This window comes from Dysgonomonadaceae bacterium zrk40 (genome assembly GCA_016916535.1).
Classification (GTDB): Bacteria; Bacteroidota; Bacteroidia; order Bacteroidales; family Dysgonomonadaceae; genus Proteiniphilum.
This window is the reverse complement of sequence record CP070276.1, coordinates 2,879,386-2,896,887: the sequence shown is the minus strand read 5'-3', so window position 1 is coordinate 2,896,887 and position 17,502 is coordinate 2,879,386. Positions and strand designations below refer to the sequence as shown.

General features: G+C 49.4%; 16 protein-coding genes. 4 read left to right on the top strand and 12 right to left on the bottom strand.

Going from position 1 to position 17,502, the window contains the following annotated elements; translation table 11 throughout:
- Positions 1-29 precede the first annotated feature (29 nt).
- The 5 genes from JS578_11975 to JS578_11955 form a co-directional block, all read right to left on the bottom strand.
- Positions 30-1,652 (bottom strand): CTP synthase, encoded by a 1,623-nt coding sequence (locus tag JS578_11975; protein ID QRX63559.1) that lies wholly within the window; start codon positions 1,650-1,652, stop codon positions 30-32.
- Positions 1,653-1,760: 108 nt separating this feature from the next.
- Complete coding sequence (locus tag JS578_11970) at positions 1,761-2,438, bottom strand: ATP-binding cassette domain-containing protein (GenBank protein QRX63558.1); 678 nt, start codon at positions 2,436-2,438, stop codon at positions 1,761-1,763.
- Complete coding sequence (locus JS578_11965; GenBank protein ID QRX63557.1) at positions 2,438-2,902, bottom strand: DUF4870 domain-containing protein; 465 nt, start codon at positions 2,900-2,902, stop codon at positions 2,438-2,440. Before JS578_11965 ends, JS578_11970 begins: the two co-directional genes overlap by 1 nt.
- Before the next feature lie 12 nt (positions 2,903-2,914).
- Positions 2,915-3,511: a TlpA family protein disulfide reductase gene (locus tag JS578_11960; GenBank protein ID QRX63556.1), complete on the bottom strand. Its 597-nt coding sequence runs from the start codon at positions 3,509-3,511 to the stop codon at positions 2,915-2,917.
- A 37-nt stretch (positions 3,512-3,548) separates the two neighbouring features.
- Positions 3,549-3,938, bottom strand: coding sequence for a VanZ family protein (locus tag JS578_11955; GenBank protein QRX63555.1), 390 nt, complete (start codon positions 3,936-3,938; stop codon positions 3,549-3,551).
- Positions 3,939-4,060: 122 nt separating this feature from the next.
- On the opposite strand from JS578_11955, the gene JS578_11950 reads away from it, so the two are divergent.
- From JS578_11950 to JS578_11940, 3 genes are all read left to right on the top strand, one after another.
- The gene (locus tag JS578_11950; GenBank protein ID QRX63554.1) at positions 4,061-5,836 is read left to right on the top strand and encodes a S41 family peptidase; all 1,776 of its coding nucleotides are present in this window, start codon (positions 4,061-4,063) and stop codon (positions 5,834-5,836) included.
- A gap of 88 nt (positions 5,837-5,924) precedes the next feature.
- Positions 5,925-6,986 (top strand): CapA family protein, encoded by a 1,062-nt coding sequence (locus JS578_11945; GenBank protein ID QRX63553.1) that lies wholly within the window; start codon positions 5,925-5,927, stop codon positions 6,984-6,986.
- An 11-nt stretch (positions 6,987-6,997) separates the two neighbouring features.
- Positions 6,998-7,456, top strand: coding sequence for an MgtC/SapB family protein (locus tag JS578_11940; GenBank protein ID QRX63552.1), 459 nt, complete (start codon positions 6,998-7,000; stop codon positions 7,454-7,456).
- Here JS578_11940 and JS578_11935 read toward each other — a convergent pair.
- From JS578_11935 to JS578_11910, 6 genes are all read right to left on the bottom strand, one after another.
- Positions 7,444-8,316: a DUF1460 domain-containing protein gene (locus JS578_11935; GenBank protein ID QRX63551.1), complete on the bottom strand. Its 873-nt coding sequence runs from the start codon at positions 8,314-8,316 to the stop codon at positions 7,444-7,446. The two genes, JS578_11940 and JS578_11935, sit on opposite strands and share 13 nt — an antisense overlap.
- 102 nt (positions 8,317-8,418) lie before the next feature.
- Complete coding sequence (aroC, locus tag JS578_11930) at positions 8,419-9,486, bottom strand: chorismate synthase (protein ID QRX63550.1); 1,068 nt, start codon at positions 9,484-9,486, stop codon at positions 8,419-8,421.
- A gap of 84 nt (positions 9,487-9,570) precedes the next feature.
- Positions 9,571-10,182 (bottom strand): FKBP-type peptidyl-prolyl cis-trans isomerase, encoded by a 612-nt coding sequence (locus tag JS578_11925; GenBank protein ID QRX63549.1) that lies wholly within the window; start codon positions 10,180-10,182, stop codon positions 9,571-9,573.
- Between the two features lie 68 nt (positions 10,183-10,250).
- The gene (locus JS578_11920) at positions 10,251-11,423 is read right to left on the bottom strand and encodes a pyridoxal phosphate-dependent aminotransferase (protein QRX63548.1); all 1,173 of its coding nucleotides are present in this window, start codon (positions 11,421-11,423) and stop codon (positions 10,251-10,253) included.
- A gap of 34 nt (positions 11,424-11,457) precedes the next feature.
- Positions 11,458-12,300 (bottom strand): DUF3316 domain-containing protein, encoded by an 843-nt coding sequence (locus JS578_11915; GenBank protein QRX63547.1) that lies wholly within the window; start codon positions 12,298-12,300, stop codon positions 11,458-11,460.
- Between the two features lie 54 nt (positions 12,301-12,354).
- On the bottom strand, positions 12,355-15,048 hold the full coding sequence (locus JS578_11910; GenBank protein ID QRX63546.1) for a DNA gyrase/topoisomerase IV subunit A: 2,694 nt from the start codon (positions 15,046-15,048) through the stop codon (positions 12,355-12,357).
- Positions 15,049-15,326: 278 nt separating this feature from the next.
- Here JS578_11910 and JS578_11905 point away from each other — a divergent pair, with 278 nt between their 5' ends.
- On the top strand, positions 15,327-16,244 hold the full coding sequence (locus JS578_11905; protein QRX63545.1) for a M48 family metallopeptidase: 918 nt from the start codon (positions 15,327-15,329) through the stop codon (positions 16,242-16,244).
- Here JS578_11905 and JS578_11900 read toward each other — a convergent pair.
- Positions 16,224-17,414 carry an MFS transporter gene (locus JS578_11900; protein ID QRX63544.1) on the bottom strand — a complete coding sequence of 397 codons (1,191 nt, stop codon included), beginning with the start codon at positions 17,412-17,414 and terminating at the stop codon, positions 16,224-16,226. The two genes, JS578_11905 and JS578_11900, sit on opposite strands and share 21 nt — an antisense overlap.
- Between the last annotated feature and the right edge of the window lie 88 nt (positions 17,415-17,502).

Below are 17,502 nucleotides of genomic sequence, written 5' to 3'. Positions count from 1 at the left end.
TCAGCAGCCGGTGGCTGCAAAGTGATAAGCTATTTTTTCTTTCTCAATTCTCTTGTTTCTGATGCCGCCAGCATAAAACTCATAAACAGAGGGTTGGGCGAAATAACCGTACTGTTGTATTCCGGATGATACTGTGTTCCCAGATACCAACGCAGGGAGGGTACTTCCACCACCTCCACCAGGTCTGAATCGGGGTTGATGCCGCTGCATTTCATTCCGGCTGCCTCGTAACTCTCCTTATAGGCATTGTTGAACTCATAACGATGCCGGTGGCGTTCCTCAATCTTCGATTTTCCGTACGCTTTGTATGCCAGCGATCCTTTCTTCAACAGACAATCGTACGCTCCCAAACGCATTGAGGCACCCATATTGGTGATATGCTTCTGTTCCTCCATCAGATCGATCACCTTGTGGGGTGTCATGGAATCCATCTCGGTGGAGTTGGCACCTTCCAGTCCCAATACCGAGCGGGCATATTCTATCACCATACACTGCATCCCCAGGCAGATGCCAAAGGTGGGAACATCGTTTTCACGGGCATAACGCAAAGCGACAAACTTACCCTCGATACCGCGCTGCCCAAAGCCCGGAGCGATCACAATGCCATCGGCGTCGCCAAGCATCTCGTTTGCATTTTCGGCGGTAATCTTTTCGGAATGACAAACATCCAACACCAGCTGCCTGTCGTTGTATATGGCTGCCTGTGAAAGGGATTCATTGATCGACTTGTAAGCATCCGGCAGTTCGGCATACTTGCCCACCAACTTGATACGCACCTCTTTGCGCGCATCTTTTCGCTTCTGGAGGAAAGCCTTCCATGGTTCCAAGTCGGCGGGTTCACCCACTGGCATGTTCATCTTGCGCAGTACAATCTCATCCATCCCCTGCTTCTGCATCATCACCGGAACCTCGTAGATGGTGGAAACGTCGACCGACTGCATCACGGCACCCTGCTCCACGTTGCAGAACAGAGCCACCTTGTCCAGTACACCCTTGCTCAGCTTCCGTTCGGTACGCAACACCAGCATGTCGGGTTGAATACCGAGCGACTGCAACTCCTTCACCGAATGTTGCGTGGGTTTGGTCTTCACCTCACCGGCCGCAGCAATGTAGGGCACATAGGTAAGGTGCAGGCAGAAGCAATTTCTGCCCAGTTCCCAGCGCAGTTGGCGTACCGCTTCCAGGAAGGGGGTTGACTCGATATCACCCACCGTACCACCGATCTCTGTGATCACGAAATCGAACTTTTTCTTCACACCGAGCAACTTCACGTTCCGTTTGATCTCATCGGTAATGTGGGGAATCACCTGCACTGTTTTGCCCAGGTAATCACCACGACGCTCTTTCTGGATCACATTCTGATAGATGCGTCCGGTGGTGATGTTGTTGTCTTTGGTGGTTTGTATGTTCAGGAATCGCTCATAATGCCCCAGGTCGAGGTCGGCTTCATGTCCGTCGATGGTGACATAGCATTCACCATGTTCATAGGGATTCAGTGTCCCGGGATCCACATTGATGTATGGGTCGAACTTCTGAATGGTTACCTTATACCCTCTTGCCTGTAACAGCTTTCCGAGTGATGCCGCAATAATTCCCTTACCCAGAGAGGAAACAACGCCGCCCGTAATAAAAATATACTTTGTATCAGCCACGATCGAGTAATTTTAGTAAGATCTGTTCAATGAAGATGCAAAGGTACAAAAAAAGAGAGAGTGATTTGGCTGATGTCATAAAAAAAGAGAAGCTCAGAATGATGGTGCTCAATTGGCCATCATCAGCAATTCCATGTTTTCACAACGCATGATCTTGCCCGGGAACGCTTCTACGATGGAATAGTTGTGCGTTGACATGATAACTGCCGTACCTCTCTCTGCAATCTCATGCAATAGGGAAACAATCTGGCTTCCCGTTTCGGGATCGAGGTTGCCCGTAGGTTCATCGGCCAGGATCAGTGCCGGAGAGTTGAGCAGTGCACGGGCAATCACCACACGTTGTTGTTCTCCGCCTGAGAGTTCATGCGGCATCTTGTAGGTCTTGTTTTGCATCCCCACCTGAACCAACACCTCGTGGATGCGGTCGCTGATCTCCCGCTTGTTCTTCCAGCCGGTAGCCCTGAGCACGAATTCCAGGTTCTTCTCCACCGTACGGTCAATCAACAACTGAAAATCCTGGAAGACAATTCCGATTTTGCGACGCAAAAAAGGAACAAGGCGGCGTTTGATCGTGGCCAGTTCATAATCGAACACGCGTGCGCTGCCCGACTCAACGGGCAGCTCCGCATACATGCTTTTCATCAGGGTGCTTTTCCCCGATCCCACCTTGCCAATGATGTAGAGAAAGTCGCCACGGTTCACCGTGAGGTTTACGTTCCGCAGGATGATGTTCTCATCGCGGTTAAGTTGTACGTTTGAATAGTTTACCAGTTGCTCCTGCGCCATTATTTGATAAATTGTATCGTAAAGGGATATTTCCAGTACTCACCGTTGTTTGCTTTTACTGTTGCAATGACCACGAAAACTGCATATAAAACACCCAAGACAATGGCTACGGGAATACCGATGACTGTAATGGTCAATATGAGCGCGTAGATCGCGTAACTGATGATCGCATTGAGGATGTTCTTGCCATGCATATCAACTTGCGCGTTCACATCCTTCTGGGTTGTCCACATGATGATGGGCACTACAAAACCGGCCAGCGGCACGATGGCGCCTGCAAACTGTGAGAGATGCATCAGCATCAGGTAGGTGTTTTCAGTCAACCCGAACAGGGGTTGTTTTCCACTGTTCGCATGAGAGGCCTCATCGTTCAGCATCTTTGCTTTCTCACGCTGGTATTCCTCTTCGGTAATGCTACCTTTTTCTCTCAACTCATCCAGAATTTTTAAATCTTCGTACTTCATAAGGCATTTAATTTAATTATCCAACAACAAAGAATCTATCACTTGTACCATATAGTTGAATTCTTCTTCTTTGAACAGGCGGGTGAGCATCACGATTTCACCCTCCCTGTCGATGATCACGTTGCGGGTGATGCCGGCCTCTTTCTCGGCATAACGACAGAAGATGGAGGCATCCGGGTCAAGTCCGATCGGATAGGTGACACCGGTAGCGTTGACCAGCTCCTTCACCTTCTCAACAGGCTCCTCACGATCAATGCCATAAAGGGCAAAAGAGGGATTGTGCTTGTGACGCTGCCATATCTCTGATTCAATATAGGGCATCTCTTTTCTGCAAACACCACACCAGCTGGCAGTGAATTGCAGCATCACCACTTTTCCGCGCAGGGAGGAGAGAGTGACGCTGTCACCTTCCGGGAGCTGCATCCGAAAATCGGGAGCTTCATCCACCACCCTTACCAGAAACTGATAATCATCTGCTTTCCGTTCCCCGACCTCCAACGTGTCGACACCGGATGTAGGGGTCATGTTTCTGCTTTGCTTCTGATTGGATGATCCGTTGCATGAGAGCAGTAAAAGTAAAACAGCCACTATTGAAGTATATTTCTGCATGATGACCTGGCGTTGTTAATTTACAAAGATATATTTTTTATTGATTTTTTCCTTTTCTCACCCAAATTATTGCAAGCAACAAAGCGGTAAGTGATCCTGCAACATCAGCGATCAAATCGCCCATCTCGGCACTGCGTGTGGTAAAGATATAGAGCTGCAGCAATTCGATGAGACCTCCGTAGAGCACCGGCAGGATAACCCCCCAAAAGATCCACCTGATGCGAGAGGGTGCACCGCTGTGCAGCTTATCGTAATCGTAGAGAGAGACGGCGGAGAGAAGGAAGAAGAGTCCGAAATGGGCTACCTTGTCCCATGGGAACCCTTCTGGCATATTCGGAACGCTCCCGGGTCCTATCAGACAGGTGCCGGTGAATATGAGCAACCCAACCAACAATGGCAGGGACATGTAACGAAAAAGTGTGCGCATCCTAATAGACTGTTAATGGAAGATCGACCGCAAAGATAAAGATAATCTGCTTTGCAAGGCATTATTATAAACATATAACCAAAAGTAAGAGACATTTTCACAAAAAATTTGTTCCTTTGCCCATGAATGGGTCGCAACATACAGGCCCGTATCAGGAACAACCATTAAGTGATAACCTCCATATGAAGAAATTCTCTTTACTGCTGCTGGCATCTTTCACAGCTTTGCACATGATTGCACAAGTACCCGATGAGCAACAGAACAAACGCTACTATGACATCAACAAAAATATTGACATCTTCAATTCCGTCCTGCGTGAACTGGATCTTTTCTACGTGGACAGCATAGAAGTGAACAACCTGGTGCAGCGAACGATTCACAGCATGCTTACCCGGCTGGATCCCTACACCGAGTATTACGCAGAGGAGAACATGGGTGACCTGCAGTTCCTGACCACGGGTGAGTATGCCGGTATCGGCGCCATCATCTCCTACAACAACGAAAAAGTGATCATCAACGAACCTTACGAAGGTCTCCCGGCCGACAAGGCAGGGCTGAAAGCGGGCGATGTCATCCTGGAGATTGACGGGGAGGATATGCGCAAAGCTGCTGTAAAGGAGGTGAGTGACAAGTTGAAGGGAATTCCCGGCACCATGCTCAAGTTGAAAATAAAACGACCTGGTGAGAGAAGGGTGCGCACCTTTAACATTGAAAGGGAAAAGATTGAGATGGATCCCATCACCTATGCCGAGGTAACAGATGAGGGAATAGGCTATTTCCATTTTGGCAGCTTCACCACACGGAGTGCCGACCGGGTCAAGGAGACAGTAGCAGAATTAAAGGAGAAAGGGGCCTCCTCTCTGATCATGGACCTGCGTGGCAACGGGGGCGGCATCCTCGATGAAGCAGTCGAAATTGTCAACCTCTTTGTACCCAAAGGAGAAGAGATTGTTTCCACCAAAGGGAAGTTGAAACAGTGGGATCGCTCCTACTTCACACAGGAGCAGCCGCTGGACGAAATCATACCCATCGTGGTACTGATCGATACCGGTTCGGCATCGGCATCGGAGATCGTGGCAGGCGCACTTCAGGACCTCGATCGTGCTGTAATCGTAGGGAATCGTTCCTTTGGCAAGGGACTGGTGCAGACACCCCGCAACCTCCCCTATGGGGGTAACATCAAGATTACCACATCGAAGTATTACATCCCCAGCGGCCGCTGCATTCAAGCACTCGACTATTCACACCGCAACCCGGATGGCAGCGTGGCACGTGTACCCGACTCGCTGACGAACATATATCATACCCGCAACGGTCGTGAGGTTCGCGATGGCGGTGGCATTACACCCGATATCACCATCCCCCAGAAGAGTGGGGGTACGATCGCCTATTACCTGATGACCGAGAACATCATCTTCGACTACGTAACGGAATGGGTTCAAAAACACAAGGAGATTGCTCCTCCCCACCTCTTTCGATTACCGGATAGCGACTACAACACCTTCATCGACTTTGTGAAATCGAAGAATTTCACCTACGACCAGTTCAGTGAACGCACACTGCAGCAGCTGAAGAGTCTGATGGAGTTCGAGGGATACATGGATGTGGCTGCCGATGAGTACAAGGCACTGGAAGCAAAGCTGAAGCCCAACCTCGACAGGGATCTGGTACTCTTCAGGGATGATATCAGGAGCATGATTGAAACGGAGATCGTGCAGCGATATCATTACAAGAAGGGGGTGCTCAAGCATCAGTTATCGGACGACGCGGCATATGACAAAGCCATCGAACTGCTATCCCAACCTGATGCATACCATTCTATCCTCCAGCCCGATCAGCCTGTGAAGATTCCTCCCGCAGAGGAGATCAAGGAGAAGATATCAGACCAGTATTCCTGAACTGATTACACCGGAGGAGGAGGTTGCAGGCTGCGATAATCGTTTTCATTCTATTTTGACACAGAAATATTCATGAAAACCAATCAATATGCGAACAACACTCTGGATCTTGCTGTTCCTGTTGCAGTTCACACAGGTGAAGTCTCAGGAGAGAAGTGTCACTCTTCTCTTTGCTGGAGATGCCATGCAACATTTGCCACAAATCCATTCAGCCAGGGGTGAAGATGGCCTTTACCAGTACGATTCCTGTTTTCACCTGTTGAAGGAGAAGATCAGCAATGCCGATCTGGTGGGCGTCAATTTCGAAACCACACTGGGTGGCGAACCTTACAGCGGCTATCCCCTCTTCAGCGCTCCCGATGCGTTTGCAACAGCGTTACGTGATTCCGGCTTCGACATTTTCTTCCAGGCCAACAACCATGCCGTGGATCGAGGGCGCAGAGGGGTGGAGAGAACAATTCAAGTGCTGGACTCCCTCGGCATCCGACATACAGGCACTTTTGCGGACCCTGAAAAACGATCACTCTACTATCCACTGATGGTGATACAGAACGGAATCCGGATCGCCTTTCTTAACTACAGCTATGACACCAACGGGCTCCCTGTGAAAGAACCGAACGTGGTAAACCTCATCGACAGTGTGCAGATCGTCCGTGATCTGAAAATGGCAGAACTCTACAAGCCAGACATCATCGTCGCTCAGCTCCATTGGGGGGAGGAATACCGCATCAACCCCTCGCAACAACAGCAAACAATTGCCGATCTTCTCTTGCGTAAGGGCGTGCAGATCATCATTGGGCACCACCCGCACGTGGTGCAGCCGATGAAGGTGGAAAAAGATCAAGGCGAGATCCGAAATGTGGTTTATTACTCACTCGGCAATTTCATCTCCAACCAGCAGCAGGAGTTAACCGATGGAGGAATGCTGGCAGAGATTGTGATTCGCATGAAGGATGAAGAGTCACCGGCTGTGATTGACACTTGCGGTTACTCATTGGTATGGGTAGAGAAAACAGCTCACGATGATGGTATCCGCTATCGGCTGATTCCCTGGCCGTACGAGAGCTTGCCCTCCATGAAGGAGGAGGATCAACAAAGAATGCATAACTTCGTGAAGCGAGCTGAACAGATCATCACTATGTACAATTAAGAACGAAAAATATGGAACCTTTGGAATTCATTATCCGTCTGCTGGCTGCCACTGCCGCCGGTGCTGCCGTGGGTCTAGAGCGCGAGATCAACAACAAGAGTGCCGGCTTACGGACCAACACGCTGGTTGCGATTGGTGCAGCGATTTACGTGCTCATATCGCTGGAGTTGCTCAATGAGAGTGAAGGGGATGCTTCCCGCATCGTGGGTCAGATCATCACCGGCATCGGGTTTCTGGGAGCAGGTGTGATCCTTCACAGGGGCCCCAGTGTACATGGCCTTACTACCGCTGCCACCATCTGGTGCAGCGCCGCACTGGGTTGTCTGGCGGCACTGGCAATGTACTGGCAGTTGATCATCGCAGCATTGCTTGTGCTAATGGTCAATCTGGCATTCAAACTTACCGACAGATGGTTTGCAGGAAAACAGGTCAAGAATAAGAAATCGGGGGAGAAGAATCACTTTGAATAGGCAGGATTGATCACTGCAACAATGATACCGGTAGTGTTCCGCTGATTACGGGTATATTCTTCTATAGAACACTCATCAATCTTCACCTTTCCCGTACTGGAGGCGTGCAGGAAGGTGAGTTGCCCCCCTTTCCTGAAAGCGAATCCCATGTGGGTGACATCCAATCCCTCAATAGCGGTGGAGAAAAGGATGATCGCCATATGGGGGATATGATCTGCCATTTTTTTTATCTTCTCTTTGGGCAGATAATAAAATCCACCTCTCCGTTTGACCATCTCTTCCATGACGGCAATGCGATCCAGCATTGCATCATCCTCTTTCAGGCGGCTATACGCTTCACGGTGGGCGGTGATAAAATTGAGTGTCTTCTCCTCCTTCACCCCCCCCCGTAAAGCGGACAGGTTACAGATAATACCCCGTTGTTCATTCTCCCAAAGCCAGTCGGTGGCATAGTGCAGCCGGGAGGCATACCCGTCGACTGTTCCGTTTCGGTAGCGCAACGACTGCAAATGAACTAGAAATGTCTCGAACGAAGGCACCTCACTTGCAGTTGTCAGCGACAGTGCTACTACCGACTCCACAAAGGTGGTGCAGTCGAATTCTCTCAGGTTCACCGTAAGATGCTCTTCACTGCTCCCTTCCAGCGTGTGAGCCCGGTAGGGCCTACCGAGGAAGAAGAGCGCTGTCTTTTCCAAAATGGTTTGTAACGGAGCTTCCCGGTAGGGTTCAATGGCAGTGAGGTACTCGTTGAAGATCTCCCGGTCGGTCTGGCTATACAGAGCGGTTGGCTGCGCGGACAACGGTCCGACAGCCAACAGTATCATTGCGAGAGCAAGATTGTAAGCTATCTTTTTCATCATCCTGCTTCTTTTGAGGTTTAACTTGTCTCTTTGATAGCGGATCAGACAAAAGGTTTAAAGTGATGGGGCGATAGCGGCGAAAGAGCGACGACTGTCGCACACCTACTTCCCGCCTTTCGCCAGCAGGTAGTGATCCATCAAGGTGATGGCTGCCATTGCCTCCACAATGGGTACTGCACGGGGCAGCACACAGGGATCATGCCTTCCATGAGCCTTGATGGTGGTGTCGTTGCCAAGAATGTCAACCGTCTCTTGTTCCTGAAGGATGGTGGCTACCGGCTTGAAGGCTACCCGGAAAAAGATATCCTGACCGTTGGAAATACCTGCCTGAATTCCACCTGAGTGATTCGTGCGGGTGTTGATCTTCTCCCCATCATTGAAAAAGTGATCATTCACCTCCGAGCCACGCTGCTCTACATTGAATCCGGTACCATACTCGAACCCTTTCACCGCATTGATGCTCAGCATGGCCGAACCGAGGGAGGCGTGCAGCTTACCAAAGACTGGTTCACCCAGGCCAGCGGGCACACCGTTGGCCACACAGGTAATCACCCCACCGATGGTGTCGCCCTGGTAGCGTACCTCCTGAATCAGTTTGATCATCCTTTCGGCCGTTTCTGGATCGGGACAGCGAACCATGTTCTCTTCTGTCAGTGAAAGATCATAAGCCTTGTAATCATGCTCCAGCCGTATGGGTCCCACCTGCGAGGTGAAGGCACGGATCTGGATGCCCAGTTGATTGAGATAGAGTTTGGCTACTGCACCCGCCACCACACGCGAGATGGTTTCACGTGCAGAAGAACGGCCCCCTCCACGATGATCACGGTGTCCATATTTCAGGTGATAGGTATAGTCGGCATGTGAGGGGCGGTAGACCATTTTCAGGTGATCGTAGTCGGATGATTGCTGGTTTTCGTTGCGAATGAGAAAACCGATGGGTGCACCAGTACTCTTTCCCTCGAAGATGCCGGAGAGAAACTCTACCTTATCAGACTCCTTGCGAGGAGTGGTGATGCGTGACTGTCCCGGACGACGCCTATCAAGTTCCGACTGGATAAAATCCAAATCGATCAGCAAGCCGGGGGGGCATCCGTCAATCACACCACCCACGGCAGCTCCGTGTGACTCACCAAAGGAGGTCAAACGAAAAAGTGTTCCAAAACTGTTCATACGGCTACACAATCTTTATTGTCCATTGAGCAGAAAAGGCAAACCAGGATGGGAGCCATCCGGTTTGCAAAGGTTTATGTATTGTTAGCAGCTGCAACCGGAACCACAACCTCCGCCGGAGCTTGAACCGCAACCACAGGAGCCACTTTCATCCTCTCCATCACCGCAACCACAGCCACCACCGGAGCTTGAACCGCAACCACAGCCGCCACCGGAGAAGAGTGCAGCGATCTCTTCGGCAGAGGCATCACGCACACCTGTAACGGTTCCCTCAAAATGCATCAGTTCGCCCGCCAGCGGATGGTTGAAGTCCATTGTCACAGTCTCATCACCAATCGAAACCACCGAGCCGGAGAGACGATTTCCGGAAGAGTCCATCATGGGTACGGTGTTACCTTCGAACAGCACGTTTTCATCGACCTTGCCCTCTATCTCGAAGATCGACATGGGCAGATCCAGTACCTTTTCTTCGTCGTAATCACCGTAGGCTTCATCGGGGGTGAGCCGGAATGAAAACTTATCTCCCTCGGAAAGTCCTTCAATCTGCTTTTCAAATGCTTCAAGCATGGAGTTGGTACCATAGATGAACTCCAGCGGATGTTCAGCTGTAGCCTGTTCCATCAATTCCCGTTCTTCACCTTCACCCACATTGAGGTCATAGGTGAGTGTGACATATTTGTTGTCAGTAATTTTCATCGTTTAATAAATATTTTAAAAGTTGTATGTTGTTTGCAAACGTTGTAACAATCGGCTGCAACTGATGTTTATCCATCAATCGCTTTTTTCAGTTTATTAAGAGCTTTTTTCAGTACGGAGCGAGATGTTCCCACATTGAGCCGCATAAAGCCTTCGCCACCGGGCCCAAACATCGATCCTTCATTCAAAGCAAGCCCAGCCCTTTCCACGAATAGTTTCACAAGCTCTCCGCGAGTGAGACCCAGCCCGCGGCAGTCGAGCCAGACCAGGAAGGAGGCTTCCGGGCGCATGGCATGGATCTGCGGGATATGCTCATTCAGATATTCTTCCACAAAATCAATGTTGCCCTGCACATATGCAAGCATCTCGTCCAACCAGTCACCACACTGCTCATACGCTGCCGTGGTAGCTGTATAGGCAAAGAGAGTACCCTGGTTGAGTTCACGAGGCTCGAGGTAGGAAAAATAATGCTTCCGAATCTGCTTATCCGGAATCACCGCAAAGGAGCTTACGATGCCTGCAATGTTGAATGTCTTACTGGGAGCCATCAGCGTAAGTGAATTAGCAGCAGCCTTCTGAGACACCGTAGCAAAAGGGGTATGACGGTACCCTGGCAGCGCCAGGTCGGCATGGATCTCATCGGAAACGACAAAAACATCGTTGTCGTAACAGATCTCAGCCAGTTCCCTCAATTCATCGGGTGACCACACCCTGCCACCCGGATTGTGGGGATTGCAAAGAATCAGCATCTTGCATTTTTGGTGGGCAAGAATGGATTTGAGCCCCTTCAGGTCCATCCTGTACATCCCATCCTCCAACAACAACGGGTTGTTCACGACCTCACGTCCTAGTGAGGTGGTTACCATCCGGAAGGGGTGGTAAACAGGAGGCTGGATAATCACTTTGTCATCTTTTTCAGTGAACTGATCGATGGCAAAGGCGAATCCCTTTACCACACCTGGCACAAAGCAGATATCTTCTTTTTCAACCTGCCAGCCATGCCGATCGGCGAGCCATCCTGTGATGGCTTGGAAATATCCCTCGGAAGCCACGGTGTAACCAAAGATTTTATGGTTTACCCTTTCACTGAGAGCATCGGTGATTGCCGGAGGCGACTTGAAATCCATGTCAGCCACCCAAAGTGGCATCAGGTCTTCCCTACCGAAGATCGCCTTCATCTTTTCCAACTTGACGCAGTCGGTACCCTGTCTATTAATAATTTCATCAAAATTATAGTGCATCACAATTCTTCATTTTATAGATTCACGCCATTCCTCATTGGTAATAACTGCTTACGATGGTTGGATTGTTTTGTACCTGTCTGCCACCAAAATGAATCGACTCGAAGGCAAGTCCTATTACAAATTGATGAGAGATGATCCGGGTGTCGAGTTGATTCACATCGGTGCGCAGGTAATCACCCAGATAGCCTGTTCTAAGAGTGAAGTTACGAATGGGAATGTCGATTGTAAAATAGTTCCTCAGTGCCAGTTGGTTATGGAAAGAGCCGAAATGAACTGTTCCTTTGTTGTTACCGAGTGTAAAAATCTCATAATAGGAGTGTCCATATTCGGGTGAGAAAAACATCCCTGCAAAGGGAGAGGTAAGCTGCCAGCGTAAAGTGATCTCCTTCCATTGGTAGAGGGCCATCGTTGAGAGCTGCAAGTTGAAGGATGTCTTGAGTGAGCCGGGGTTGTTTGAGTTCCGTACATTGTAAATACCTCCCAGCGTCAACGCGCCTCCGCCGCCACCCAGAAGGGTGAAACGATCAGCTTTGAACAAAGGATAATAGCCGTTGAGATGATACCTGATATCTCCGTAATATTCAGAAGCGGAAGCAGTTGGATTCTTGGTGATAGCTGTCTGTATCTGAAATTGTTGTTGCAGCAGAAGTTCACCCCCGAAATAATTAGAAGCTTTGATCCTGTCGTGCAACAGTGTTACGCTCACACCATCGTAGGTGAGTGGAGAGAGATAACTGTCAGAAAGACATGCTTTGCCGATACCAATCATTGTAGAATGGTTCACGGTAGGTTCAGGCAGAGCCTCCGCCTGCTGTCCCTTGATGGTGCAGCAGAGGGAGATCCATAACAATGCCAGTATCGTTGTTTTTCTCATCGTTTTTCTCTTGTGACCCATAGCGGGTGCATTACCGGTGAAAGGAGATCTGGATCAATCGAACAGTTTCATCTGTCCGGTGATCTCGTCCCGCAGGTCTGCGTCAGAGAGAAGTGTGTCACCATTCTCATCCTCGATCTCAATCTTCATCGTCTCCTGAGGCTCAGGTTCCGGAAAACGAGTTGGTTCCAGCTCCTCCACCTTCTTCACCACGTAGTTGGAGAGACGCTTGCCCTTAGCCTTGTAGCTCTTCACACCGATGAACTCTTCCACCTCTATTTCTAGTGGCTCCCGGTAATCATCGTTTCCGCCAAAGATAACCTTTACTCTCGGAAATACCACATCTGTCAGTAAAAATAATCGCGAGGCAGGGTTGTCACTCATGAAGTTGAGTGGTTTCTCAGAGGCCTCGAAAGTGAACCTTTTCAGGTAGGCAAATCCCTGATCTGCATCGAACAGGGCAGCCGACCAGACCTTGTTGGCTTCGTACTTCTCAATGTGTCGTATGTTTGTGGGAAAATGATTGGTGAGGTCGAAATTGCAGATATGAAATTCACCCCGTTCCGTCACCACAAGAATTTTGTCATCACCCTGGAACTCACCAAGGTAATTGCCGCCCCCCTCGTAGTTGAGGCGATAGACATCGGGATCGAACCATACTTTTCGCCCACCCAACGTGGAAATACCTTTCTGTTTGAGCTGAATGCGGTGTATCTCCGCTTTGGTGAGGATGTTACCCATTGCGTTTCGACCTTTGATGTCAACCTCACTGAAATCTTTCTCAAATTGAAGGATGCGCAGTCGCGGCTTTGGTTTGAGAATCACCTTGATGGTCTCAGCCTCCCCGTTGGGATTGGAACTAAAGTAGGCGATGCGCGATCCGGCTGTTCCCTTGGTCAGGTCATACTCCTTGTCACGGGTGACGCCTGTCACGGGGAACCGCTTGATATAGTGGGGTGAGGACTTGCCGTCGCGGTAGACCACGTTGTAAATGGTACGTTTGTCGTTCTTCTTGAAAACATTGGCGTAGAGTATGTTCTTGCCTACGAACATCTTCTCGCTAACTTTCACCACCTTATATTTACCATCCTTGAAGAAGATGATGATATCGTCGATGTCGGAACAGTTGCATACGAACTCATCCTTCTTCATGCCGGTACCGATGAATCCCTCTTCACGGTTGACATAAAGCTTTTCGTTGGCTTCAGCCACTTTCACCGCCTCTATGTTCTCGAAGCTGCGTATCTCGGTGCGACGGGGATAGTTTTTCCCGTAACGCTCTTTCAACATCAGGTACCAGGCTATTGTGTAGTCGGTGAGATTGTTCAGGTTGTGATCGATTTCGCCAATCTCGTCAGCAAGGCGTGCAATGTTTTCGTTCGACTTGTCAGAGTTAAACTTCAGGATGCGCGCCATCTTGATCTCCATCAATCGCAGGATATCGTCACGGTTGATCTCACGGATGAAGGAGGGTTTAAAGGGTTCAAGCCGTTTGTCGATGTGAGTGACCGCTTTTTCCATGTTGGCCGCGTTTTCAAACTCACGATCTTTGTAGATCCGCTCCTCGATGAATATCTTTTCAAGAGAGGCAAAAAGCAACGCTTCCTGCTTCTCGCTTTTTTCAATCTCAAGCTCCCTGCGGAGGCTGTGACGGGTGTTGTCGACAGATACCCGCAACACGTCACTCACCGTCAGAAAGTGGGGCTTGTCCTCGTCAATTACACAACAGTTGGGAGAGATACTGATCTCACAGTCGGTGAATGCGTAAAGTGCATCGATGGTCTTGTCGGATGAGACTCCGGCTGCCAGCTGCACATGTATCTCCACGTTCTGCGCAGTAATATCATCCACCTTTTTGATCTTGATCTTCCCTTTTTCATTTGCTTTGAGGATGGAGTCAACCACACTGGCAGTGGTTCTGCCGTAAGGGATATCTTTAATGACCAGTGTCTTGCTATCAAGCTTCTGGATGGTTGCCCTCACTTTCACCGATCCGCCACGCTCACCGTCATTATACTTCTCAACATCGATATATCCACCTGTCTGGAAGTCGGGATAGAGCTTGAACGTCCTCTCTTCTAGGAAAGCGATGGCAGCATCGCACAGCTCGTTGAAGTTGTGAGGTAATATCTTGGATGAGAGGCCCACAGCAATTCCTTCCGCCCCCTGCGCCAGCAGAAGGGGGAATTTGGCCGGCAGGGTTACCGGTTCCTTGTTCCTGCCATCGTAAGAAGGCTTCCACTCGGTGGTCTTGTTATTGAAGAGCACCTCGAGGGCAAACTTAGTGAGACGTGCTTCGATGTATCGGGGGGCAGCAGCTCCGTCACCGGTGAGTATGTTCCCCCAGTTACCCTGTGCGTCGATGAGCAGATCCTTCTGTCCCAACTGTACCAAAGCATCACCGATGGAAGCATCACCGTGGGGGTGATACTGCATGGTAGTTCCAATGATGTTTGCTACCTTGTTGTAGCGTCCGTCATCCATCCGTTTCATGGCATGGAGGATGCGTCGCTGCACCGGCTTGAGTCCATCTGAGATGTGTGGCACGGCACGCTCCAGGATGACATAAGACGCATAGTCCAAAAACCAGTTCTGGTACATCTTGGAGAGGTTCAACGTACTGTCTTCACCCAGTCGCACCGGTATTTTGGCACTTGTCATGCTCTTACCTGTGAAATCGGAATCAGCCGCCTCTATGGCTTCTTGTTTGTCTTTGATGTCGTCGTCTTTCGTTTCTTTAGGAGACATATTCTATATATATGAGAAATAAGAGCCCCGGCACAATGAGGTGGAGGATCTAACGCTTATTTGATGGTGAAAAGAATACTAAAAATTGTCCAAAGATAAGAAAATTGAGTATAAAATCAAAAGCAAAAAATGGAGAGCAGATAAACTACTTTTGTGGAAAACTGTTTAATTGTTGTAGAGATTTAATCCAGACCATTGTTATTAATGGTAAATTTGTCTGGATACAGATTAAAATGAAAAGTCAAACAACGGTTCCCAATACCCTAACAATTATAATAATGAAACAAAGTAATTCACTTACAACAACGCGATTTTCATTCTTTCTACTGATGACGACAATATTGTTGTCATCCTGCGGAAGTGTTCCCTTTACCGGTAGACGTCAATTGCAACTAGTATCTAACGACGAAGTAATCGCACTCAGCCTTCAACAGTATCAGGAGTTTATGCAATCCGCACCACTGGAGAAGGGTACAACCGATGCACAGATGGTCAGTCGCATTGGCAGCCGTATTGCCAAAGCGGTAGAAACTTTTTACACCAACAACGGCTTTCAATCAGAGCTTGAGAACTATGCATGGGAGTTCAATCTGGTGAAGGATAACAGCGTGAATGCCTTTGCAATGCCTGGCGGCAAGGTGGTCATTTACACCGGATTACTACCTGTAACACAGACAGAGGAAGCACTTGCCGTGGTAATCGGTCATGAGATCGCACACGTCATCGCCCGTCACTCCAATGAACGAATCAGCCAGCAGGTTGCTCTGCAATATGGAGGTGCCATTGCTGGAGGCCTGCTGGGCAACTCACAAGCGATGCAGCAACTGGGCAGCACCGTCTTTGGTCTGGGTGCACAGTATGGAGTGATGATGCCTTATGCCCGCAAGCAGGAATATGAAGCCGACGAAATCGGGTTGATCATCATGGCGATGGCTGGTTACAATCCACAGGTGGCTATCCCATTCTGGACCAGAATGGCGCAAAGCGGGGGAGCAGAGGTGCCTGAATTTCTAAGCACCCACCCTACCGACAGCAAACGTATCGCCCGCATCCAGGAAATCATGCCCCAGCTGCTCACCTATTACAAGGGATCCGGAGTACAAAACACCACTACAAAGCCTATCCAGACCAAAACCAAAGTACCGGCAAATGATGAAGTAGAAAAAGCCAGGACCTCAGAGGAGTGGTCGTTTTGAACCCCTGCTGGTGAGCTGATAAACAAGCCCCACGATTGCCAGCAGGAAGCCTGAGATGATAAGCAATGTCTCCACTGAGACCACATCGGCCAGTGGGCCAAAGAGCAGGATGGCCAAGGGCATTGCTGCCGAGGTGATGATCTGAATGATTGAAAAGACCCTGCCCATCATCTGTGGTGCCGTAATCTCCTGGATGAATACCGTCTCGGCAGTGGCGATGATCGGCATGAAGAATCCGGAGACTCCCATCACCAACAGATAGATCACGAAATTTCCTGCGAGTCCCAGCAGGGCGAAAGAGATACCGAAGGCAACCAGACAGATAGCAATGGTCAATATCTTATTTTTGATATTGCCGTAGAGCGATACAGCTATCCCCCCTACAAAAGAGCCAACGGTCCAGACAATCTCATTGGCTGTCAAGCGCCATACCTCACCTCCGAAACTTCGCTCTATCATCAAAGGGGTGAGAACGGCTGCGGGGGTGATCAGGAAGAAAGAGAACCCGTAACAGATAATAATACCTTTTAGAAGAGGGTTTCCGAATGCATATCGTACACCCTTTTTCAGCTCATCCAACAGCGATACAGATTCTTCACTCCTCTCAATCCTGCTCACCACAATTAAACGAAGAATGAGGATTGCTGCCGATGCGGTCACCACATCTATCATAAAAGCCCAGGCAAGATCCATCGTTCCCAACACCACCCCTCCCACGGCCGGAGCCAACAGCATCAACACGGAACTGAGCGACTGATTGATGCCCTGTACACGGATGAGATTCTCTTGTGGTACCAGCTGCGGATAGATCGCATTCACAGCCGGCATCTGTATCCCTGCACCAACAGATCGCACAACCGATACTACCAGCAATAGTTCAAGGCGGGTGAACCCCAACCAGAAAGCAATTGCCAGACCAAGCGTAGAAACAGCGATAAAAGCGTCTGAGAGCATAATCAACATCTTGCGGTCGTAACGATCGGCCCACACCCCGCCCCATAGAGAAACAAACACCTGCGGCAGCATGGAACAGATGGTGGTGAGCATCAGCCATACCCCGGAGGATGTTTCGAGGGTAATGTACCAGATTATGGCATAGCCAACCACTGCAGAGCCAAACAGCGACACATTCTGACTGATCAGAAATAGAACCACTTGTCTGTCAAACAATGTTTTTTTAGTTGAAAGGGTTGAATTACTCATAATCACACTGAAAGACTAACAATCGTCACAACAACATTGACAACAAAAAAAGCGA

Coding starts and splice junctions, on each gene's coding strand:
- aroC (QRX63550.1), bottom strand. CDS start 9,486: ATGAACAGTTTTGGAACACTTTTTCGTTTGACCTCCTTTGGTGAGTCA.
- JS578_11950 (QRX63554.1), top strand. CDS start 4,061: ATGAATGGGTCGCAACATACAGGCCCGTATCAGGAACAACCATTAAGT.
- JS578_11905 (QRX63545.1), top strand. CDS start 15,327: ATGAAACAAAGTAATTCACTTACAACAACGCGATTTTCATTCTTTCTA.
- JS578_11970 (QRX63558.1), bottom strand. CDS start 2,438: ATGGCGCAGGAGCAACTGGTAAACTATTCAAACGTACAACTTAACCGC.
- JS578_11920 (QRX63548.1), bottom strand. CDS start 11,423: ATGCACTATAATTTTGATGAAATTATTAATAGACAGGGTACCGACTGC.
- JS578_11925 (QRX63549.1), bottom strand. CDS start 10,182: ATGAAAATTACTGACAACAAATATGTCACACTCACCTATGACCTCAAT.
- JS578_11945 (QRX63553.1), top strand. CDS start 5,925: ATGCGAACAACACTCTGGATCTTGCTGTTCCTGTTGCAGTTCACACAG.
- JS578_11915 (QRX63547.1), bottom strand. CDS start 12,300: ATGAGAAAAACAACGATACTGGCATTGTTATGGATCTCCCTCTGCTGC.
- JS578_11960 (QRX63556.1), bottom strand. CDS start 3,511: ATGCAGAAATATACTTCAATAGTGGCTGTTTTACTTTTACTGCTCTCA.
- JS578_11965 (QRX63557.1), bottom strand. CDS start 2,902: ATGAAGTACGAAGATTTAAAAATTCTGGATGAGTTGAGAGAAAAAGGT.
- JS578_11940 (QRX63552.1), top strand. CDS start 6,998: ATGGAACCTTTGGAATTCATTATCCGTCTGCTGGCTGCCACTGCCGCC.
- JS578_11935 (QRX63551.1), bottom strand. CDS start 8,316: ATGATGAAAAAGATAGCTTACAATCTTGCTCTCGCAATGATACTGTTG.
- JS578_11955 (QRX63555.1), bottom strand. CDS start 3,938: ATGCGCACACTTTTTCGTTACATGTCCCTGCCATTGTTGGTTGGGTTG.
- JS578_11910 (QRX63546.1), bottom strand. CDS start 15,048: ATGTCTCCTAAAGAAACGAAAGACGACGACATCAAAGACAAACAAGAA.